General features: G+C 56.9%; 20 protein-coding genes, 4 tRNA genes and 1 pseudogene. 8 read left to right on the forward strand and 17 right to left on the reverse strand.

Annotation, left to right across the window (positions count from 1 at the left end; translation table 11 throughout):
* Positions 1-133 precede the first annotated feature (133 nt).
* Together AC1P02_RS02635 and AC1P02_RS02640 are read left to right on the forward strand one after the other, a co-directional pair.
* Positions 134-1,120, forward strand: a complete 987-nt coding sequence (locus tag AC1P02_RS02635; RefSeq protein ID WP_323071472.1) for an S-type pyocin domain-containing protein — start codon at positions 134-136, stop codon at positions 1,118-1,120.
* Positions 1,120-1,617 carry a DUF6392 family protein gene (locus AC1P02_RS02640; RefSeq protein WP_485183964.1) on the forward strand — a complete coding sequence of 166 codons (498 nt, stop codon included), beginning with the start codon at positions 1,120-1,122 and terminating at the stop codon, positions 1,615-1,617. The genes AC1P02_RS02635 and AC1P02_RS02640 overlap by 1 nt, the downstream gene beginning before the upstream one ends.
* A gap of 98 nt (positions 1,618-1,715) precedes the next feature.
* Here the strand turns inward: AC1P02_RS02640 and AC1P02_RS02645 are convergent, their stop codons facing one another.
* The 6 genes from AC1P02_RS02645 to AC1P02_RS02670 form a co-directional block, all read right to left on the reverse strand.
* Complete coding sequence (locus AC1P02_RS02645) at positions 1,716-2,351, reverse strand: hypothetical protein (protein WP_485183966.1); 636 nt, start codon at positions 2,349-2,351, stop codon at positions 1,716-1,718.
* Between the two features lie 286 nt (positions 2,352-2,637).
* A complete protein-coding gene (locus AC1P02_RS02650) occupies positions 2,638-3,864 on the reverse strand; it encodes a tyrosine-type recombinase/integrase (RefSeq protein WP_485183968.1) in 1,227 nt (408 codons plus the stop codon).
* A 183-nt stretch (positions 3,865-4,047) separates the two neighbouring features.
* Entirely contained in the window at positions 4,048-4,494 is a 447-nt protein-coding gene (locus AC1P02_RS02655) for a DUF2787 domain-containing protein (protein ID WP_485183970.1), read from the reverse strand.
* A gap of 66 nt (positions 4,495-4,560) precedes the next feature.
* Positions 4,561-5,055: a hypothetical protein gene (locus tag AC1P02_RS02660; RefSeq protein ID WP_485183972.1), complete on the reverse strand. Its 495-nt coding sequence runs from the start codon at positions 5,053-5,055 to the stop codon at positions 4,561-4,563.
* 19 nt (positions 5,056-5,074) lie between these two features.
* Positions 5,075-5,599 carry a hypothetical protein gene (locus AC1P02_RS02665; RefSeq protein ID WP_485183974.1) on the reverse strand — a complete coding sequence of 175 codons (525 nt, stop codon included), beginning with the start codon at positions 5,597-5,599 and terminating at the stop codon, positions 5,075-5,077.
* 12 nt (positions 5,600-5,611) lie between these two features.
* A complete protein-coding gene (locus AC1P02_RS02670) occupies positions 5,612-5,830 on the reverse strand; it encodes a hypothetical protein (protein ID WP_271787358.1) in 219 nt (72 codons plus the stop codon).
* 148 nt (positions 5,831-5,978) lie between these two features.
* Between AC1P02_RS02670 and AC1P02_RS02675 the strand changes: the two genes are divergently transcribed.
* On the forward strand, positions 5,979-6,374 hold the full coding sequence (locus AC1P02_RS02675) for a hypothetical protein (RefSeq protein ID WP_271787357.1): 396 nt from the start codon (positions 5,979-5,981) through the stop codon (positions 6,372-6,374).
* Positions 6,375-6,718: 344 nt separating this feature from the next.
* On the opposite strand, the pseudogene AC1P02_RS02680 reads toward AC1P02_RS02675, so the two are convergent.
* The 6 genes and pseudogenes from AC1P02_RS02680 to plsY form a co-directional block, all read right to left on the reverse strand.
* A pseudogene (locus AC1P02_RS02680) lies at positions 6,719-6,859 on the reverse strand (potassium channel family protein); the annotation flags it as partial.
* Positions 6,860-7,150: 291 nt separating this feature from the next.
* A tRNA-Asn gene (locus AC1P02_RS02685) sits at positions 7,151-7,226 on the reverse strand.
* Between the two features lie 8 nt (positions 7,227-7,234).
* Positions 7,235-7,310, reverse strand: a tRNA-Phe gene (locus tag AC1P02_RS02690).
* 10 nt (positions 7,311-7,320) lie between these two features.
* Positions 7,321-7,396, reverse strand: a tRNA-Thr gene (locus AC1P02_RS02695).
* Positions 7,397-7,447: 51 nt separating this feature from the next.
* Positions 7,448-7,523: transfer RNA gene (locus AC1P02_RS02700), tRNA-Phe, on the reverse strand.
* A gap of 47 nt (positions 7,524-7,570) precedes the next feature.
* Positions 7,571-8,233, reverse strand: a complete 663-nt coding sequence (plsY, locus tag AC1P02_RS02705; RefSeq protein WP_485183976.1) for a glycerol-3-phosphate 1-O-acyltransferase PlsY — start codon at positions 8,231-8,233, stop codon at positions 7,571-7,573.
* 169 nt (positions 8,234-8,402) lie between these two features.
* Between plsY and folB the strand changes: the two genes are divergently transcribed.
* The 3 genes from folB to AC1P02_RS02720 all read left to right on the forward strand — a co-directional run bounded on the left by folB (position 8,403) and on the right by AC1P02_RS02720 (position 9,949).
* Complete coding sequence (gene folB / locus AC1P02_RS02710) at positions 8,403-8,774, forward strand: dihydroneopterin aldolase (protein WP_059113476.1); 372 nt, start codon at positions 8,403-8,405, stop codon at positions 8,772-8,774.
* A gap of 52 nt (positions 8,775-8,826) precedes the next feature.
* The gene (gene folK / locus AC1P02_RS02715; RefSeq protein ID WP_059113475.1) at positions 8,827-9,336 is read left to right on the forward strand and encodes a 2-amino-4-hydroxy-6-hydroxymethyldihydropteridine diphosphokinase; all 510 of its coding nucleotides are present in this window, start codon (positions 8,827-8,829) and stop codon (positions 9,334-9,336) included.
* Positions 9,337-9,460: 124 nt separating this feature from the next.
* Positions 9,461-9,949 (forward strand): YbaK/EbsC family protein, encoded by a 489-nt coding sequence (locus AC1P02_RS02720; protein WP_429235788.1) that lies wholly within the window; start codon positions 9,461-9,463, stop codon positions 9,947-9,949.
* Positions 9,950-9,969: 20 nt separating this feature from the next.
* Here the strand turns inward: AC1P02_RS02720 and mdtD are convergent, their stop codons facing one another.
* The 4 genes from mdtD to AC1P02_RS02740 form a co-directional block, all read right to left on the reverse strand.
* Positions 9,970-11,358 (reverse strand): multidrug transporter subunit MdtD, encoded by a 1,389-nt coding sequence (gene mdtD, locus AC1P02_RS02725; protein ID WP_485183979.1) that lies wholly within the window; start codon positions 11,356-11,358, stop codon positions 9,970-9,972.
* Between the two features lie 60 nt (positions 11,359-11,418).
* Positions 11,419-12,546: a CobW family GTP-binding protein gene (locus tag AC1P02_RS02730; RefSeq protein ID WP_162626252.1), complete on the reverse strand. Its 1,128-nt coding sequence runs from the start codon at positions 12,544-12,546 to the stop codon at positions 11,419-11,421.
* A 71-nt stretch (positions 12,547-12,617) separates the two neighbouring features.
* Complete coding sequence (locus AC1P02_RS02735; RefSeq protein WP_309265789.1) at positions 12,618-14,012, reverse strand: D-arabinono-1,4-lactone oxidase; 1,395 nt, start codon at positions 14,010-14,012, stop codon at positions 12,618-12,620.
* Between the two features lie 117 nt (positions 14,013-14,129).
* Positions 14,130-14,747: a LysE family transporter gene (locus AC1P02_RS02740; RefSeq protein ID WP_485183982.1), complete on the reverse strand. Its 618-nt coding sequence runs from the start codon at positions 14,745-14,747 to the stop codon at positions 14,130-14,132.
* Positions 14,748-14,824: 77 nt separating this feature from the next.
* Here AC1P02_RS02740 and AC1P02_RS02745 point away from each other — a divergent pair, with 77 nt between their 5' ends.
* Entirely contained in the window at positions 14,825-15,736 is a 912-nt protein-coding gene (locus tag AC1P02_RS02745; RefSeq protein WP_485183983.1) for a LysR family transcriptional regulator, read from the forward strand.
* Positions 15,737-15,807: 71 nt separating this feature from the next.
* Here the strand turns inward: AC1P02_RS02745 and AC1P02_RS02750 are convergent, their stop codons facing one another.
* The gene (locus tag AC1P02_RS02750; RefSeq protein ID WP_290020874.1) at positions 15,808-16,731 is read right to left on the reverse strand and encodes a LysR family transcriptional regulator; all 924 of its coding nucleotides are present in this window, start codon (positions 16,729-16,731) and stop codon (positions 15,808-15,810) included.
* Positions 16,732-16,907: 176 nt separating this feature from the next.
* On the opposite strand from AC1P02_RS02750, the gene AC1P02_RS02755 reads away from it, so the two are divergent.
* Positions 16,908-17,657 carry a 3-oxoacyl-ACP reductase family protein gene (locus AC1P02_RS02755; protein ID WP_485183986.1) on the forward strand — a complete coding sequence of 250 codons (750 nt, stop codon included), beginning with the start codon at positions 16,908-16,910 and terminating at the stop codon, positions 17,655-17,657.
* Positions 17,658-17,735 lie beyond the last annotated feature (78 nt).

Raw genomic sequence — 17,735 nt, forward strand, 5'->3', positions numbered from 1 at the left:
TCATTTTCGCCAAGTCCAGCTCTGTGCCTTTGACAACTATTGAGGCCGCTGCAGGGCCTGAACCGCTAGCCATGTTTGGCAAAGCCGTAGTGCTCGCACCGCTCCCCTCGAATGCCAAACAAGGAGGCACTAAATGACCAGTGCTGTTGCCACAAGTACGGCGAGTGAAGTCGCACTTGGAAGGATATCTGGTAGCTTGCCGAGCGAATTAGGAGCCTGGGCCTTGCGTACCAGTGGAGCTGCATCAGGAGCATTTCTGATGGCATTTTGGCCCTCTGATCTTGGTGATGGCACCCTCTACAGCGACGAGCAGTTGCAAGCGATGAGCCGTGCAGCTACCCGGGTCCGCTTCCGGTTTATCGAAGATGAACAGGGTCGAATGCAAGTCTATGGGATCCACACTAGCGCCTCATCTGGGATGGATTCAGTGCCAATCGTGCAAGCTCGGCAAGAAGGTAGTGCCATTGTCGCTGCGATCCCCGGTGGGCCTACGCTCACTTGGTACCCTGATAGCAGTGGTGAAGTGCCCGATGCCAGCAGCTACTACCCTGAGCGGGATGGTCTGGAGGTGTCGAATATTCTGGTGCGCCCCATCCCGGATGCGCCGGATGCGGAACTTGAGACATTCCCCGCTACTGGTGATGACCTTGAAGATTGCATCATTACCTTCCCTGCATCCTTGGGCATTCCTCCACTTTATTTGGTATTTAGTAAGCCTCCGGTTAAGTTGCTGGAGGTGGATCTTTTCCGCAATTTTGAGGGGAGACCCCGAAATGGTACTCATGCTGACCATATGCCTTCACAAGCAGCTATAGAGGCGTACTTAAAAAGCCTTGATTCAGACATGGACCAAGACTTAATTAAATCATACAAAAAGGACGTTGCATCTATTATTATTCCAGCTTCAGTTCATCAGAAGTATAGTGAGACATATGGCAGACGAAACACTCGCAATGATAGAGCTCAGATCATAAAAGATTCCAGTGACTTACGAAAAGCCGTGGATAATAACTTCGACGCAATAAAGCCTTACCTTCGTGATGAGGGTTTTAGCGACGCTGAGCTTGAGCAGGCTCGTGACAAAATGCATAAAATAAATAAGTCTCAGGGGTGGTATTAATGACTGTCGATGTGAAATTTTTAATTAATGGTTTTGGAAAAACATATCAAGAATTGTTTGATAGTGGCTTTATTCCATATAAAACCAAGCCAAAAGGCGATTCTGGCAGCCCTGTCATAACTCTTGATATGGCGAAGGAAGGAGTTCTCCTGACGTTTGACAAAGCAGATCAAAAGCTAATCGAAATGACATTACGATTGATTGATGAGCGTAATGATAAATATACATTTCCAAATGAGATGCCAGCTCCTCTGTGGCTTGATATGTCTAAACCTTCTGTACGCGAGCGCTTTGGCGAACCTTTACATTCACATCCTCCGCATAAAATAATAAATAGAGTATTTGGTGGTGTCGATTACTACGAGTTATCTAAAGGTGCAAAATCTGTAATGATGCTCGTGCGGTATAACTCCGACCTGAAAGCTATGACTGTGACGTTCAAACCAGCGGCCTTAGTCAATTGGAAGCCATTGTCTCCCTCATTATTGATAGAATAAAGCCTAAACTAACAGCCAACGTGAACTGTTGGCTGTTATAAGACTATTTACTCTATACACCATAGCCGCTCGACAATTAATAGCTATGTAGAATGTAGCTATTGCTTTGAAGACTGTTCGTTACACCATAAGCAGAATGGGTCTGTAGTTGTTTCATTCCCGATTTCAGCAGGTGTTTTCACAAACTGCGATCCATTGCTTGGTCTTACAATGTTAAATCTAGCTTTTAGCCAACCAATGAAATTATTATTTACTTTTGGCTCATCACCTATTTCATCAGGTGACAATGTAAAGTCATAAACAAAGCCTAGTTCGTTGTACCCTACTGAAAGCAACGAAAGGAAATCGATTGCATTATTTGCAATAACACAGCAGAGCATCGAGCCAGAACCGGATCCTAGATGAACAAACTTCAACTCATCGTTGTCATCAAGCCACATGCCTAACATAGAACCATCCATACCACTACGAGCAAAGATAACAAGCCTAGATAATATCTCACTGGTGACTTCAGGTATGCCAAACCAGTATTTTAAACCGGATTGATAAGAGGCAGTAAGGGTTACATCAGGAGTCTCTTCCCAGTCAGCACTAATTCTCCCATATACAAATCCATCATCATACTCCTCTATAAGACCATTCTTCTCCACCCACTGATAAAATGCCACAAGCTCACTCGGCGGTTGTATTTGGCTCGGCAATATTGCGTAAAGTTGGTTTAATAACTCAGCCATGTCTGTCTACTCCCTTGCTGATTCAATTCGCAAGTGTGCCATGAGAGTCTTAATGCTCCAAGTACCCTATTCAGACATCTATGAATACATGTGCTTCTGCCGTGTGTTGATGCCCCACGGGCACAGCCCGTATACCCCGGCATACCACTCTCCTCAGCCACGCAGATAACCTCGGCCTATCCAGAGACAGCCAAATCCGTCACGCCGAAAAACTCGCCAGCCCCCGAGGTAAAGGGCTGGCGAGTTAGGCAACGATACCTCCGGGATACTCCCTGCATTTGCTTGCTTATCCTGCTCGTTGCAAGGCGATCGACTCCGCTTTGACTGAGCTGGGAGCGATTAACGCTTGCTCCACGCAGTTCGCCACTTGTGCGCTGGTATGGCGCAATCTGCTGGCGTGTAGGTGGGCATACCGCTGACTGGATTGGCTGCTTGAATGACCCAACTGTGCCTGTACGTCATACAAGGTGCCACCGCTGGAGACAATCAACGCAGCCACCGAATGGCGGCAGGTATGAATACATACTTGCCCTTCGATTTGTGCTCGTTTCAGCATCCGATTAAATGGCTTGGTGACGTTGTTCAGTGGTTGCCCCGGCTTCTGCCCTGGGAACAGGTAGGCGTTTCCCGCTATCACCGGCGTATCCTGCAAAACCTGCATTGCCATGTGATTCATATGCAGGATCCGGCTCTTGCCATTCTTGGTGTGCGGTATGAACAGCGTCTGATGCACCTTGTCGATGTGCTCCCACTTGGCAAGCCTCAACTCATCTTTGCGCAGGCCCGTCAGCAACAGCAATTTCACGTACTGCCCTGCATAGCGGTTCTCATCAGCATCCGCTGCCATGAACAAGCGCCGGATCTCAGCCTTATCGAGGAATCGGGTTCGCTGGTTGTTCTCGGGGAGCGTCTTCAGATAGACCAATGGATGTTGCTCCAGATATCCCATCCGTACACTCCACGTCAGGATGGCCTTGAGCAAGGTGGTGATCCGGTTGTTGGTCGCGGGCTTGCACTGGCACATCAGGCTGGTTTGCAACGCTTGCCCTTGCTCCAGATTGATTTCCGATAACAGCCGGGATCCAAGCGCCGGTTGCAGGTGATCTCGGAACCGCTGCTCGTCGTTCCGCCAAGAGCGTTTATGGTGCTTGGCATAAGGCAGGTAATGCAGCTGGAACAGCTCATGCAACGTTAGCTCTTGCCGTTTATCCTCCTTCAATTGCTTGGGGTCGATGCCCTGTGACAGCAGCCGTTTATACTCCGTGGCAATCTCTCTGGCCGTGTTCAGGTCTACGTCTGGAAAGCGACCTATGGCAATAGCCCGCTTGCGTCCATGCCACAGATACCGCATCAGGAACTTCTTGTTGCCCTCCCCTTTCCCCACCAAGCATTTGAGCCCCGAGATCTGGGTGTCGCTGTATTCGGCTTCCGTAGATTTTGCATTTGCGGGATTGGGCGGTAGTGCTTCGATCGCTTTTTGGGTGAAGCGAAAACGAGATGGGAGATCTGACATAGTGGAACTCCTGTTAACTGGTGTGAACTGGGACTGGCATTGCCCCAAGAAAAAACAGCACAGGGAGGTCGGATCCCTGTGCCGGTCTGGTGGTACTGATTTATCTGTTGGTGGTGATGTTGGCCGCTGATGGTTTACCTGTTCGCGGCCAACGGCTTTCCGGTCGATATCCGGTCTTCGGCGTCAGTCTGGCATCACTGTCAGGGTGAAAACGTCCATCTGGGCGTAGCAGCAAAAGCTCTGCTGCCAGAGCTCAAACCATTCATTCACCTCTGGCAGTGACATTTTCCCCATCAACGAATGGGTGTACTCACCCATGCTGAAATCGAAATCCAACTCCTTGGCCAACTCGGTGGACCAGCCTTGGCCCACATAGGCAAAGTCAGTGATGTAGCGCAGGTGCCAGCCGTCATCCCAGCGTTCAAGACGGATCTCGACAGGGTGATAGCCACCGGTTGTTGCGCTGTAGTCTGGGTCTCGGTAGTTGAGGGTCAGGGCCGCTGGTGTTGTGCCATCCGGGATCTCATCAGGGAAATCCTCGAACGCTGAGCCGATGGCCTGCTCCAGTAGCGTTTTCAGGTCGTGACTTATCCTCACAGGCAAGCCCGTGATAACGAGGGTAGGTTTCATATTGGATTCTCTTTAAATGAAAGGTGGGAATTCGAGTAATGGAGTAGAGCAGACTGTCGACGTGGGTTAGTTGGTGGTGCTGACCTTTGGCAGCCTGGACTTGAGGCTATCAAACCACTCGGTATGTTTACCCGTGATCAGATGGCCGAAACGCACTTCCGGTGCCGCCTTGGTCAATTCCAGATGGCGCAGTACGGCAGCCAGAAACCCCGCATTATTACTACTCCCCTTGAAGTGCCAGATAACCTTGAACAGGCCAGAGGTAAATGCCTTGTCCGGTTGTTGCTCATTTAGCAGATCGACGACTTGCGCCAAGCCGAACCACTCCTTGGAACAGAGGCCACCGCCACTGCTGCCGGTCAGACGGATCAACAGCTCAGACTGTTCAGGTTCATGACCGATCTCATAGCCCACAGTGGTAGTTGAGCCTGGCGAGAGCAACATGGCGACACCACTGGTCAAGATAACCTTGGCAGGTAGCGCGGGTTTATCGCTGGCCTTGTTCTCGGGCTGGGTATTGGTCTGCTGGCTGGCGGCTTGCTTGTTGGTCTTGCTATTCATATTGGGATCCTCGGATAAATCAGATAGTGGATTTCAGGTAGATGGTGGTGCCCAAGTCGGGCTGTGCCTGTTCAGGTTTTAGAACGAAGGCCAGATGCTGGAATACAGGGAGTGGAGCTGACAGGGCATCGAACGGAGTGCCGTAACCGGAGAAGCGATAGGGCTCCCATGCTTCCACTTCTGGGAGAGGCAGCCAAAACACGGCATCTTCAGCGCAGTCGATCAGCTTGATCGTTCCCGCTGCTAACCGCCAATAGTCAGCGTAGTAACCGTTGTCATCATCCCGGACTAACTCGCCTGTATGGGATGCTATCGAGATCAATACTTCGGGCGCTTCACTGTGCAGGGACTTGGCCTTGAGGACAGTCGCCTCTTTGATCACGACCAGCAGCACAGGCTGGTTTTCATCTGGCAGGAACTCAGGAACATACATTCCGTTCGTGATGACCTCCTGCATCAGCAAGCTCAGCGTTTGCCAGCTGTAGGCATACCCCTTGAGCGTTTCATGGGAAGCGTATTTCCCTTCCTGAATGAACTCATCCATGGCTAACCTCCCTCAGTCCGCTGGGCCGGTGATGTAGCCAATAGCTCCACCGATGATGGTGCCTGCGACGGCTCCAGGGATACCGCCTTTGGCACCGACACCAGCTCCGGTGAGTGCGCCTTTGACTGCCCCCCTGGTGCTGCCCTTAACCGTGAAGTCGACACTGCCGTCTCTCATTGGCTTGATACTGATCGCGGCTACTTGTTTGCGCAAAATTTGGTGGATAAACATGCTCTGTCCTTTGGATCGTGGATATGAAAAAGGCCCTGAGCGGATAGCGCAGGGCCTGATGTTCTGGGTGAACATGGTTTTAATATATGTTTAAAAAACAAATAGATACTGATACTTTACGTCATAACCCCATACAGGACCCTAAGATATGACCGAATCATCGACTGCGATGAAATGCCGCTATATGGAATACGAAGAAACCGATGCTTTCTACAACCGATTGGATGAACTGATTAAAGACAAGAACAGAGTTATTGTTCGCTGCATTGACCATAAGCTTGAGGTGGACTCGAAGCTGTGGAAGCGCCTTAAAAACTGCTCGAACATTGATGAAGTGCCAGCATCTTCGATCACCCCTTTATGCACGGCCAGATGTGCCTGCGTTGTTGAGAGCGCTGGCCTGATTGCTTACATCGCTACATTGATAGCCGCATTGATTTTTTATGGTATTTACAAAGGGTACCGTATTCGCCTAAAAGGAACTCCTCGAATTAATGGCGTAGAACTTGGGGAGTGTGACGTAGAATTTGATCCTCCAAAATAAAATTGAAGCGACCGGATATCCCCCAGACCTGCATTGAGCATATCCGGTCAACTCTGCTGGGGTAACTTTTGACATCAGGGTCACAGTCCGCGCACACTCTTGCCTGTCATTCCCTCTGGTTGCGCCTCTCCGGTCTCCCTCCGGTCTTACCATAGCCAACACACTCAGCGGCAAAGACCGGAGCTGGCGACCGGAGAAATGGCCTGACGGCGAACGCTGTTATCTACTCATCTGAGTGACACCATTCACCACAAACATAGCGTTGCCAAGCGGACCAGATATGGACCGGAACCTAATATGGAACGGTAACCGTCAGCCAGAAATGAAAATAGACTCTAAAGAGACTCTATTTTCTGCTCCGCCATCCAGTCGCTGAAATGGGGTAGCGAGGCCACCAGCAGATCCCAAATCAAGGGATAGTCATTCACCCGGCGCCACTCGTTGAACTGTTCGGGAGAAAGCTGCCAAAGCTCGGTTGCATTCATACATTACCTCGATCACAAAGATGTCCCGCCCTCGCCAGATTGAGAGTCATGGTGCACAAAGCCCTGGCGGATACGGCGGGGCAGGCACAGGAAAAGCGGCGCGGCAAAACGCCCGTCACGTCACCATACTAGGCGAGAAACAGAAGGCAAGTCACTGACAGGGAAGGAATAAGGGGGGATGGATGCGACAGCTTGTCCCTCAGGCGAACACTTATTGCGCAACGCATAGGTGACAATGGCCGTGGCAAACAGGCAAAGAAAAAGCCCAGCATTGCTGCTGGGCTTTTGTGTTGGCTCCTCCTGCTGGACTTGAACCAGCGACATACGGATTAACAGTCCGCCGTTCTACCGACTGAACTAAGGAGGAATTGTACTTGGTGCCCAGAGACGGAATCGAACCGCCGACACGGGGATTTTCAATCCCCTGCTCTACCGACTGAGCTATCTGGGCAATATATAAATGGTGCCGGCTACCGGAATCGAACTGGTGACCTACTGATTACAAGTCAGTTGCTCTACCTACTGAGCTAAGCCGGCACACTTTAAACCTTTGTGCATGAACAGATTTTTATTTCATGGCACCAAATTTGGTGCCCAGAGACGGAATCGAACCGCCGACACGGGGATTTTCAATCCCCTGCTCTACCGACTGAGCTATCTGGGCGTGGGCGCTATTAAACGGATTTTAAGGCAGGTGGTCAACGGGAAATTTCACTTTTTGTCTCGTTCGTCTCTTTTTTGCGCAACATCATCCATTTCCCCTACTTCTTCCTGTCGGCGCTGTGCCTGGCGGCCCCAGACTCTGGGTTCTTCCCTCTTCAACAGACGGGCTATGTTCTCGTGATGGCGGATGAGGATGAGGCAGGAGAGCAGGGAAACCGGCAGTGTGTATTCTGGCTTGATCAGATAGGTAAAGAGTGGGCTAAGCAACACGGTAATGATGGAGGCCAGCGAGGAGTAGCCGCTCACCAGCAATACCAGCAGCCAGGTGCCGATCACGGCCCCCCCCATGGTGAAGCCAATGGGCATCATGGTGCCGAGTGCCGTCGCCACCCCCTTGCCACCCCGAAAGTGGAAGAAGATGGGGTACATGTGACCCAGGCAGGCAGCGACCCCGATAAAGCCGAGGTAGACGGGCTTGATTTGCAGATACCAGGCAAGATAGACAGGCGCCGTGCCCTTGAGCACATCGAGCAGCAAGACCACCAGCGCAGCCACTCGACCGCCGAGACGCAACACATTGGTCGCTCCCGGATTATGGGAGCCATGATCCCGTGGATCCGGCAGACCCGTGATGCGGGAAACCAGCACGGCACTGGACAGCGAGCCGCCCAGGTAGGCCAGAATAATCATCAAAATCGTCAGGGCCGTCATCTTGGTCGTTTTTACCACGATATGAATGGGGTATGATGCGGGCCACATTCTCTGGCTTGGGGTTGCCCAAAGGCGTGTCGCCCAAACCGACCGCGCGGCAAACTGCTTGCCGAGCCTGCATCCCTGCGCTGTCATCACAGCCCATCAAGAGTAAAGAAGAAGTACTGTCATGGACAAGGTGTTTATTCGCGGACTCGAGGTTTTGACCACCATCGGTGTATATGAGTGGGAGAAGGGCATTCGCCAGAAGCTCTGTTTCGACCTCGAAATGGGGTTTGACAACCGTCCCGCCGCTGCAACCGACGATATCAATCTGGCACTGGATTACGCCACCCTCTCTCGCAAGATCTGTGATCACGCCTCCAGCAAGGTGGTGGAGCTGGTCGAAACCATGGCCGAGCAGGTCGCCATGCTGGTACTGGCCGACGAGCGGGTGCAATGGGTAAAGGTCACCCTGACCAAACCGGGTGCTGTCCCCAATGCGGCTGGCGTCGGGGTAGAGATACTGCGCCATCGCACTCCGGCTGCGAGCGCCTGCTGATGACCACCATCTATATCAGCCCGGGCTCCAACCAGATAACAGGGAGCACTGCATGACCCGTATCTACATCAGCCTGGGTTCCAATATCGAGCGGGAGCACCATATCCGCGCCGGTCTCGATGCCCTGCATGCCGAATTTGGCGAGCTCACCGTCTCCCGGGTATTCGAGAGCGAGGCGGTTGGCTTTGCCGGTCGCCCCTTCTACAACCTGGTAGTCGGCGCCGACACAGATCTGCCGCTGGCGACCCTGTGCCAACGGCTGCGTGCCATGGAGTTTGCCCACGGCCGCGAGCCGGATGCCAAGAAGTTTGCCCCGCGCACCCTGGATCTGGATCTGCTGCTGTATGGCGACCTGGTCTGCGATGTACCGGTCGCGCTACCCCGTGGCGAGATCCTCACCAATGCCTTCGTCCTCTGGCCGCTGGCCGAATTGGCACCGAGCCTGCGCCACCCGGTCGATGGCCGCACGCTGGACGAACTGTGGCAAGGTTACGACAAGGCCTCCCAGCGACTCAGCCCCATTCCCTTTCACTGGGAAGCGCGCGAGCTGCAGCATCACTGAAGCAACAAGGGCACCCTAGGGTGCCCTTGTTGCATCTTGCAAGGCGGCTTATCCGCCATAAGAAAGTGTGATTGGGCCCGGCCCGCCATGGCTGGCAGGATAGGGCTCGCCACAGGAGACCCCCATGCCGCTCGATACCATTCACGACTTCAACTGCCAGCTACTGGCCCCATTGCCTCACCAGCGCTATCAGCACGAACCCATCCTCGACTACGCCACCGACGAAAGAGTCAGGGCCCGCTTTGGCTGGCAGGCGGTGTTCAGCAAGACGCTGTTTCTCAAATTCAAGGATGGCCGCTTCGCCCTGTTGCTGACCCATCAAGGGGGGCGACTCGACAACAAGGCGGTCAAGGCCGCGCTCGGTGCCAAGCCGTCTATCTGCACCGCCGAGGAAATGCAGGCAGAAATTGGCTGCCTGCCGGGAGCCGTCTGCCCCTTCCTGCCGAGGGCTGATATTCCCTTGCTGGTGGACTCGGCCCTGCTGGCCCATGATGCCTTCACCTGGACACCGGGCCACCCGGAGCAGACCTTTCTGCTGGAGACAGTCCATCTGGCCCAAGTGCTTGAGCAACTGCCCTGTCTGGTCAGCTACCTGCCTGCGCCATCAGCCTGACTGCCGACGGCACAACCCGCTCACCCCTTGTCCCGCGCCAGCTGGGCAAAGATGAGCGCCGCCAGCATGGACATGAGACCGATGCACAGATAGGTGAGGTGGAAACCGGCCAGCCACTGCCCACCCGAGGCTGACGAACCGGCGGAGAAGAGCCCCAGCAGGCTGGCGGCGATGGCGACCCCCAGGCTCATGGAGAGCTGCATCACCACAGACAGCAGTCCATTGCCGCTGCTGGCGTGCTCCGGACTCAAATCCTGCAGGGTCAGGGTATTCATGGCGGAAAACTGCAATGAGTTGATGGCGCCAAACACCATCAGCCAGCCCAGCAGCACCCCATAGGGAAGCTGGTTATCGATGAGGGCAAAACTGGCAATCATGGCCCCCAGCGCCAGTGTGTTGCCGATCAGGATGCGGCGATAACCGATGCGTGGAATCAGCTTGTTCACCAGCGTCTTGGTCAGCATGGCGCCGAGCACAGTAGGGATCATGGTTATACCCGCCTTGCTCGGCGAGAACCCCAACCCCAGTTGCAGAAAGAGCGGCGTGAGGAAGGGCATGGCGCCGCTGCCGAGGCGGGCAAACAGATTGCCCCAGACACCGATGGCGAAGGTGGATGTCTTGAACAGCGCCAGACTGAACAGCGGCTGCTCGGCATTGGCGGCATAGAGCCAGTAGCTCGCCATGGCGGCCAGGCCGGACAGCAACGCAAACAGCGCCCAACCGGTGGAGATGCTGTGCTCACCCAGCCCCTGCAAGCCCACCGACACCAGCACCATGCCGGCGCTGAACAGCACGAAGCCCTGCCAGTCGAACTTTGCCGTGCCTTGACGCAGGTCGGGCATGAAGTGCCAGCTGGCGATAAAGCCGAGTATCCCCACCGGCAGGTTGATGAGAAACACCCAGTGCCAGCTCGCCACTTCCACCAGCCAGCCCCCCAGCGCAGGGCCTATCAGCGGCCCCACCAGCCCGGGGATGGTGACGAACGACATCACCCGCAGCAACTCATGTTTGCTGTAGACCCTCAGCACGGCGAGGCGCCCCACCGGCATCAGCAGGGCGCCACCTATGCCCTGCAACACCCGTGCGGCCACCAGCATGGGCAGCGTATTGGCGGCGGCGCAGGCCAAAGACCCCAGGGTAAACAGCAGGATAGCCGCCAGATAAATACGGCGAGTGCCGAACCTGTCCGCCAACCAGCCAGAGGCGGGAATGAGCAACGCCACCGTCAGCATGTAGGCGATGATCACCGACTGCATCTGCAGCGGGCTCTCCCCCAGGGTTTCGGCCATGCTGGGCAGGGCAGTATTGAGGATGGTGCCATCCAGGGTTTGCATGAAGAAGCCGACCGCCGCCAGCGGCGGCAGCCACTTGCGCTGGGCAGGCGTAACCATGTGTGTGCTATCGGGCATGAGCAGCCACCTCCTCTTCAGATAAAAAAGACCCGCACGAAAGCGGGTCATATCAGCCTGTCAGGCATCCGGCTGGCCGAGCATGGCTCTGAGCTGCTCTTCCAGACTGGGCTCGGGGGCCTTGAGCGTATCAAGGAACAACCGCTCTATCCCCGCCTTGTCCTGACTTTTCACGATAAACACCAGCCGGGACTGGGCCTTTCCCTCCGGCCAATCTCCCAATGCCTGTAGCGGATAGAGCTGGCCATGAACGCCGTGGATCACCACGGGCTGGCTCTCCCCCTCCAACTGCAATATCCCCTTGAGCCGCAGCAGGGCATCGCCATATTGGACCTGCACCGCATCGATGGCGGCCAGCAGGCGGGAGGGCTTGAGCGGCTCGCCGATACGCAGGGAGAAGCTCTCTATGTTGCCGTGCTCGAAGTGAGTAGGCGCGGCCGTGCCCACCTTGGCGGCGAACGGCTTCATCTTCGGCTGCATCGGCGAAGCCAGTCCCTGCTTGGGGGATTCGGTGCGCAGCCAGGCCAGCAGCTGGCGCACGTCACGCCCCGCCGCCTCGTTGTAGGCACCCAGCTTCTCCAGCACCGCAGGCGACAGCTCGCCGTTGGTGACCCGCTCGATGGGGGCCGCCGGGTTTAGTGCGGCCAGTTGGGCCTCAACCCGCGCCAGCTGCTCGTCCTCCACCAGATCCCCCTTGCTCACCACCAGCAGATCCGCCAGCGCCACTTGTTTCACCGCTTCATACTGAGCCGCCAGCTGCTGTTCGATATGGCCAGCATCCACCACTGTCACTGTGCCATCGAAGCGGTAGCGCTGGGCGATAAAGCCCTCTTCGCGCAGGGTAAAAAGCACGGGCGCCGGATCGGCCAGACCGGTTGTTTCTATGATGAGCCTTTTGAACGGCTTGATCTTGCGCTGGATGGCGCGCATGAAGAGCCCCTGCAGCGCTTCCACCAGGGAACCCTGCACCGAGCAGCAGATGCAGCCGGAGTCGAGCAGCACCACCTGCTCGTCCACCTGCTGCACCAGATGGTGATCCAGCCCGACAGAGCCGAATTCGTTGATCAGCACGGCGCACTCACCGAGTTCCGGCTGCTTGACCCAGTGGTTGAGCAGGGTAGTCTTGCCGCTGCCGAGAAAGCCGGTCAGCAGGGTCACTGGGATCCGGGTGTCTTGCATATCTGTCATATCGATGACTCCCCTTGGGTCGGCAGGGTGATGAGCACTCGGGTATCTTGCATATGGGTCATTTTCAATCCTTACCGGTTGGCAAACAGATCGCTGAGCCAGCGGTTCTCGAAGCGGCCATGGGGATCGAGCTCGCCCTTGAGGGCCAGGAAGTCGTTCCAGCGCGGCAGCAGGGCCGGGAAGTCGTAGAGATCCATCGCCAGATGCTTGCCAAAATGGGGGATGCCACCGAGGGGCACCAGCAGTTGCTGCAGTTCGCGCATCTGCTCCATGGAGCCGTTGACAAAGGTGCCATCTGCCGCCAGATAGACCAGGAAACCGACCCAGCAGACCGATTTATCGTAGGCGGCGCTGAGCCAGGCCTCGGAGGGACCGGTACAACGCAGGATAAAGGGATAGTGCAATACGCCCGGGTTGGCCTGCTGCCACGCTTGCAGGATCTCCAGCGCCTCGTTCATGCGGTGCAGCGGCACCGCCACCTCGCAGTTGATCTGGGGTGCGGGTATCCCCTTGCAGAGGATCTGGTAGACGTTGCCAACCAGATCGGAGGCATCCTTGAAGCGGCGCACCGTCTCGAAGTGCTCCCCCGCCAGCGCCTCATCCTTGGTGTCTTTCGCCATCTTCTGCAGGGTGGCATCAATGGTGGCGTTCATGCGGGCGTCGATATCGCCCTCCAGCAGCAGCGGCTCGCTACCCGCGGCGCGGTAACGGGCCACCTCTTCCTCGGAAGCAGGATCCACCAGCCAGATGTGGCTCTCGCCGGTCCAGGCAAACCACCAGCTTTTCACGAAGCCGTGCTCGCGGTTGAGCCGCTCGTTGTGTTCCAGCAGGAAGGGGTAATCGGTGGTGAACTTGGTGCAGCGCATGATGCGGTTGGGCACGGTGCGAAGGGTGACTTCGAGCAATATGCCGAGCATACCCATCCCCATCACGAAGGCGCCGAAGCGAGGATCGGTGCGATCGACCCGGATGATGTCGCCACTGGCCAGCATCACAGTCATCGCCTCCACGGCATCGCACAGGGCGGACTGGTGCAGCCCCTGGCCGTGGGTGCCGGTGCTGAGCGCACCGCCCAGCGTCTGGATGCCGATGACGCCCGGGGATGCCGGCAGCATCCGCTCCATGGCGATGAGATCGGCGTAGATGGTATCGAGCGGTGTGCCCGCCTGATAGGTGACGGTATCGGCGGTTTTCGCCAGCTGGCCGCGAAAGTGGTACAAGTCCACCAGCAGCGCCTGACTGCCCTCGGCATAGACGCTGTGAATGGGTTCGAAGGAGAGGCCTGAACCGATCAGTCGCAGCTTGCGCTCCGGGTATTCACGCAGCAGCGCCTGCAGCTCGTCGCGGTTCTTCGGGCGCCACACCTGATCCAGGGCGCCGAGGGGGTTGGTCCTGGACCAGTTGAACAGCACCTCCCGATTGTTGATCGCCTTGATGCTGTGAAATGCCTGGAACTTGACCGTCATACCGCGCCTCATCTGACTTCTAAATGAGCGGCAATTCTACCGAAAAGCGGACCACAAGGCATGAAAAACAAGCCCCTACAGTCGGGGGTGGATAAGGGGGATGACTCCCCCACTCCCTCAGCGCGATTGCTGGGTCAGTGCCAGCAGCATGCCGAACCCCACCAGCAAGCCGCCAAACACCCGGTCGATCCAGTGGCGCACCGCCAAGAGACGGGCCCGTACCGACGCGGTGGAGAAGAAGAGTGCCACCGCACTGAACCAGACCCCGTGGGCCAGCACTATGAAGGCGCCATAGCCAAGCTGGACGCCAAGTGGCGTCTGCAGCTGTACCACCTGCATGAACAGGCTGACGATGAAGATGGTGGTCTTGGGGTTGAGCACATTGGTCAGAAACCCGGTGCGCAGTGCCCCCAGACTGGAGAGGGTCGGCTGGCTGGCCATCTCCTCATGGGTCACAGGCCTGGCGCGCAACATCTTGATGCCGAGGAAGATGAGGTAGGCAGCCCCTGCCAGCTTGATAAGGTTGAACAACCAGAGCGACTGCTGGATCAGCAGGCCGACCCCCAGCAGGGTATAGGTCACATGGACACAGACCCCGGCCGCTATGCCGAGCGCCGTCAGCACGCCGGTGCGACGGGAGAGCAACAGGCTGTTGCGCGACACCATGGCAAAATCGGGCCCAGGGCTGATGACGGCAAAGAAGGTAATGGCTACTACGGCTAACAGTTCGGTCATGAAAAAGAATCCTGATGCTGAGAGATATCGGCTATTTTATTTGGCATCAACACCAATAACGAACGATAACTTCTGACATGAATGGTGATAATAACTCACAGAAAGACCTCTCCCTCCCCTCCCTGACGGCACTGCGCTGTTTCGAAGTGGCTGCCCGCACTGAAAACTTCAGCCGCGCCGCCGATGAGCTGCATCTCACCCATGGCGCCATCAGCCGGGCGGTGCGCCTGCTGGAAGAGGATCTGGGGATCAGGCTGTTCGAGCGTCGCCAGCGCCGGGTCTTTCTGACCGAGGCGGGCAGCAGGCTCCATGAGGCCGTCAGGGAAGGGCTGGGCAGGATCCGGGAGACGGCGCAGGTGCTGCGCCAGCAGAGCAAGCCCCAGTCGCTGGTCATCTCCTGCGAGCCCACACTGCTGATGCGCTGGCTGATCCCGCGCTGGCCCGCCTTTCAATCCCTGCACCCCGAGCTGGACGTGCATCTGATGGCGGGCGGTGGCGCCCTCAGCTTTGGCAACGGCATAGATCTCGCCATTCGGCGCAATGACTTTCACTGGCCTGATGACCTTTACAGCCAGCTGCTGTTTGAGGAGCAGACCGGGCCCGTCTGTCAGCCGGGCAAGGTGGCGCAGTTTTTCGAGCAAGGAGGAGAGCTGCCGGCTCTGCGCCCCTCGGCCCCCCGCCTGCACACCAAGACCCGTCCCGCCGCCTGGCAAAGCTGGCAGGAACAGGCCGGACAGAGTACAAGCGATGAGGCGCCGACCCAGACCTTCGAACACTTCTACTTCAGCCTGCAGGCCGCCGTGGCGGGCCTTGGCGTCGCCATCGGCCCCTACCGGCTGGTGTGCGACGATGTCGCCGCCGGCCTGCTGGCCGCCCCGCTCGGATTCATCCCGGATGACACCGGCTATCACCTGCTCGCCCCCGCGCCACCGATTCCCGGCAGCCCCCATGAGAAGCTGGCGAACTGGCTGCAATCCCTGAGCAAATAGGTTACGACACCTCGCGGGCACAAGATGCTTCCCTGGCTCGCATGTGACTGCCGGGCAGTGACGACACAGACTCAGCGAGCCCGGAAACCACTGCCACTCTTTTGCGCCGCCAGCAACAAGGCATCGACCACTACGCGCAGCTTGGGCTGCATGTGCTGGCTCCTGGCCCAGATGACATTGATCGGCATCTCGCCACCGGACTGGTCATGAAGCACACAGATCAGCGCTCCCGAGTCCAGCTGTTCGTTGACCAGCCAGGTCGGCACCTGAACCAGGCCAAGGCCAGCCAGCGCCGCTGCCAACACAGCCTCACCATCCCCCATCTCGTAGCGTACCGGGATGTCGTAAGCCTCAGTCCGGCCTGCGCCATTTCGGAGCAACCAGCTATGGCGATGCCCAGAGCGCCAGTCGATGATGCAGTCGTGCTGTGACAGATCCTTCGGGGTCAGGGGAACCCCGCGTCGGGCCAGATAGGAAGGGGCCCCGCAGATGACCAGCTTCTGCTCTCCCAGACGACGCGCAACGAGATCGGCCTGATCCTCCAGCGCACCTATGCGCACCACCAGATCGATGTTGGCCTCAATGAGATCGACCTTGCGCTCGTTGAAGGTCACCGACAGATCCAGCTGCGGATGGCTGCCTGCCAGATCCAGCAGGATCGGCAGCACATGCCGACGGCCAAACGCAGCGGGAAGATCGATTCGAACGCGACCCGACGGACTCTGTTGTCCCGATGCAAAGCTCTGCTCCGTCGCCTCCAGCACCCGAATCGCCTGGAGACAACTGACCAGATACGCCTCCCCCTCCTGGGTCAAACTCACCCGACGGGTCGTTCTGTGCAACAGCTTGACCCCCAGTCGCGCCTCCAGCCGCACTATGCTCTTGCTCAACGCCGAGCCGGTCAGCCCCAGCGTCAATGCCGCCACGGTAAAGCTGCCCGACTGCGCCACGGCGACAAAGTGCCTGACACTCAGAAAGGGGTCTTGTAGTGCCACGGATTCAGTCCCTGAAGGAAATAGAGATTGGAATAATAGCCACTTAATCAATTTCAAGGAATCAATCACACTGTTTACAGGCTCATTCAACGCCGCATCTTGCAGGTGATGGATTAGATGCCCTTGAGTTCCCAACTCGCTCAGACATGACTTCATGACCAGACAGGAGAGACCAGATGTTGACCGTTAAATCCCTCAGTGGACAAGTTGCCTTCGTACAAGGTGGTTCACGCGGCATTGGTGCCGCCATTGTAAAACGCCTCGCCCGCGATGGTGCCGCCGTTGCCTTCACTTATGTCTCCTCGGCCAGCAAGGCAGAAGAGATTGTCGCGACCATCACGGCTGCAGGTGGCAAGGCGCTGGCCATCCGTGCCGACAGTGCAGATGCCATCGCCGTACAGCACGCCATCCGCCAAACCGTCACTACCTTTGGTAGACTGGACATCCTGGTCAACAACGCCGGGGTGCTGGTATGGGGCGACATTGAAGAGCTGACCCTGGACGGTCTCGATCGCACCCTGGCCATCAACATTCGCAGCGTGTTCGTGGCCTGCCAGGAAGCAGCACATCACATGGGCAAGGGGGGGCGCATCATCAACATCGGCAGCACCAACGCAGACCGCATCCCCATGGCGGGGGGTTCCGTCTACGCCATGAGCAAATCGGCCTTGGTCGGCTTGACCAAAGGTATGGCACGGGATTTGGGCCCGAAGGGCATCACGGTGAACAACGTGCAACCAGGCCCGGTCGATACCGATATGAACCCGGCTGACGGGGAATCGGCGGCGCAGCTCAAGGGGATGATGGCGCTGGCACGTTACGGCAAGGATGAGGAGATCGCCAGCTTCGTCGCCTATCTTGCAGGGCCCGAAGCGGGATACATAACCGGCGCCAGCCTGACCATAGACGGTGGTTTTTCCGCCTGACCACGTGGATCAGCCTCCCAATAGCCATAAGTAGTCTCTGCGCTGGTCCGGGAGCCGATTGCTGAGCCAAAGACCCCC

It is taken from the genome of Aeromonas sp. TS_SC_11 (genome assembly GCF_057318915.1).

Bases quoted from the DNA above. Each gene is read 5' to 3' on its own strand.
- AC1P02_RS02635 (WP_323071472.1), top strand. From the start codon at position 134: ATGACCAGTGCTGTTGCCACAAGTACGGCGAGTGAAGTCGCACTTGGA.
- AC1P02_RS02640 (WP_485183964.1), top strand. From the start codon at position 1,120: ATGACTGTCGATGTGAAATTTTTAATTAATGGTTTTGGAAAAACATAT.
- AC1P02_RS02645 (WP_485183966.1), bottom strand. From the start codon at position 2,351: ATGGCTGAGTTATTAAACCAACTTTACGCAATATTGCCGAGCCAAATA.
- AC1P02_RS02650 (WP_485183968.1), bottom strand. From the start codon at position 3,864: ATGTCAGATCTCCCATCTCGTTTTCGCTTCACCCAAAAAGCGATCGAA.
- AC1P02_RS02655 (WP_485183970.1), bottom strand. From the start codon at position 4,494: ATGAAACCTACCCTCGTTATCACGGGCTTGCCTGTGAGGATAAGTCAC.
- AC1P02_RS02660 (WP_485183972.1), bottom strand. From the start codon at position 5,055: ATGAATAGCAAGACCAACAAGCAAGCCGCCAGCCAGCAGACCAATACC.
- AC1P02_RS02665 (WP_485183974.1), bottom strand. From the start codon at position 5,599: ATGGATGAGTTCATTCAGGAAGGGAAATACGCTTCCCATGAAACGCTC.
- AC1P02_RS02670 (WP_271787358.1), bottom strand. From the start codon at position 5,830: ATGTTTATCCACCAAATTTTGCGCAAACAAGTAGCCGCGATCAGTATC.
- AC1P02_RS02675 (WP_271787357.1), top strand. From the start codon at position 5,979: ATGACCGAATCATCGACTGCGATGAAATGCCGCTATATGGAATACGAA.
- plsY (WP_485183976.1), bottom strand. From the start codon at position 8,233: ATGACGGCCCTGACGATTTTGATGATTATTCTGGCCTACCTGGGCGGC.
- folB (WP_059113476.1), top strand. From the start codon at position 8,403: ATGGACAAGGTGTTTATTCGCGGACTCGAGGTTTTGACCACCATCGGT.
- folK (WP_059113475.1), top strand. From the start codon at position 8,827: ATGACCCGTATCTACATCAGCCTGGGTTCCAATATCGAGCGGGAGCAC.
- AC1P02_RS02720 (WP_429235788.1), top strand. From the start codon at position 9,461: ATGCCGCTCGATACCATTCACGACTTCAACTGCCAGCTACTGGCCCCA.
- mdtD (WP_485183979.1), bottom strand. From the start codon at position 11,358: ATGCCCGATAGCACACACATGGTTACGCCTGCCCAGCGCAAGTGGCTG.
- AC1P02_RS02730 (WP_162626252.1), bottom strand. From the start codon at position 12,546: ATGACAGATATGCAAGACACCCGGATCCCAGTGACCCTGCTGACCGGC.
- AC1P02_RS02735 (WP_309265789.1), bottom strand. From the start codon at position 14,012: ATGACGGTCAAGTTCCAGGCATTTCACAGCATCAAGGCGATCAACAAT.
- AC1P02_RS02740 (WP_485183982.1), bottom strand. From the start codon at position 14,747: ATGACCGAACTGTTAGCCGTAGTAGCCATTACCTTCTTTGCCGTCATC.
- AC1P02_RS02745 (WP_485183983.1), top strand. From the start codon at position 14,825: ATGAATGGTGATAATAACTCACAGAAAGACCTCTCCCTCCCCTCCCTG.
- AC1P02_RS02755 (WP_485183986.1), top strand. From the start codon at position 16,908: ATGTTGACCGTTAAATCCCTCAGTGGACAAGTTGCCTTCGTACAAGGT.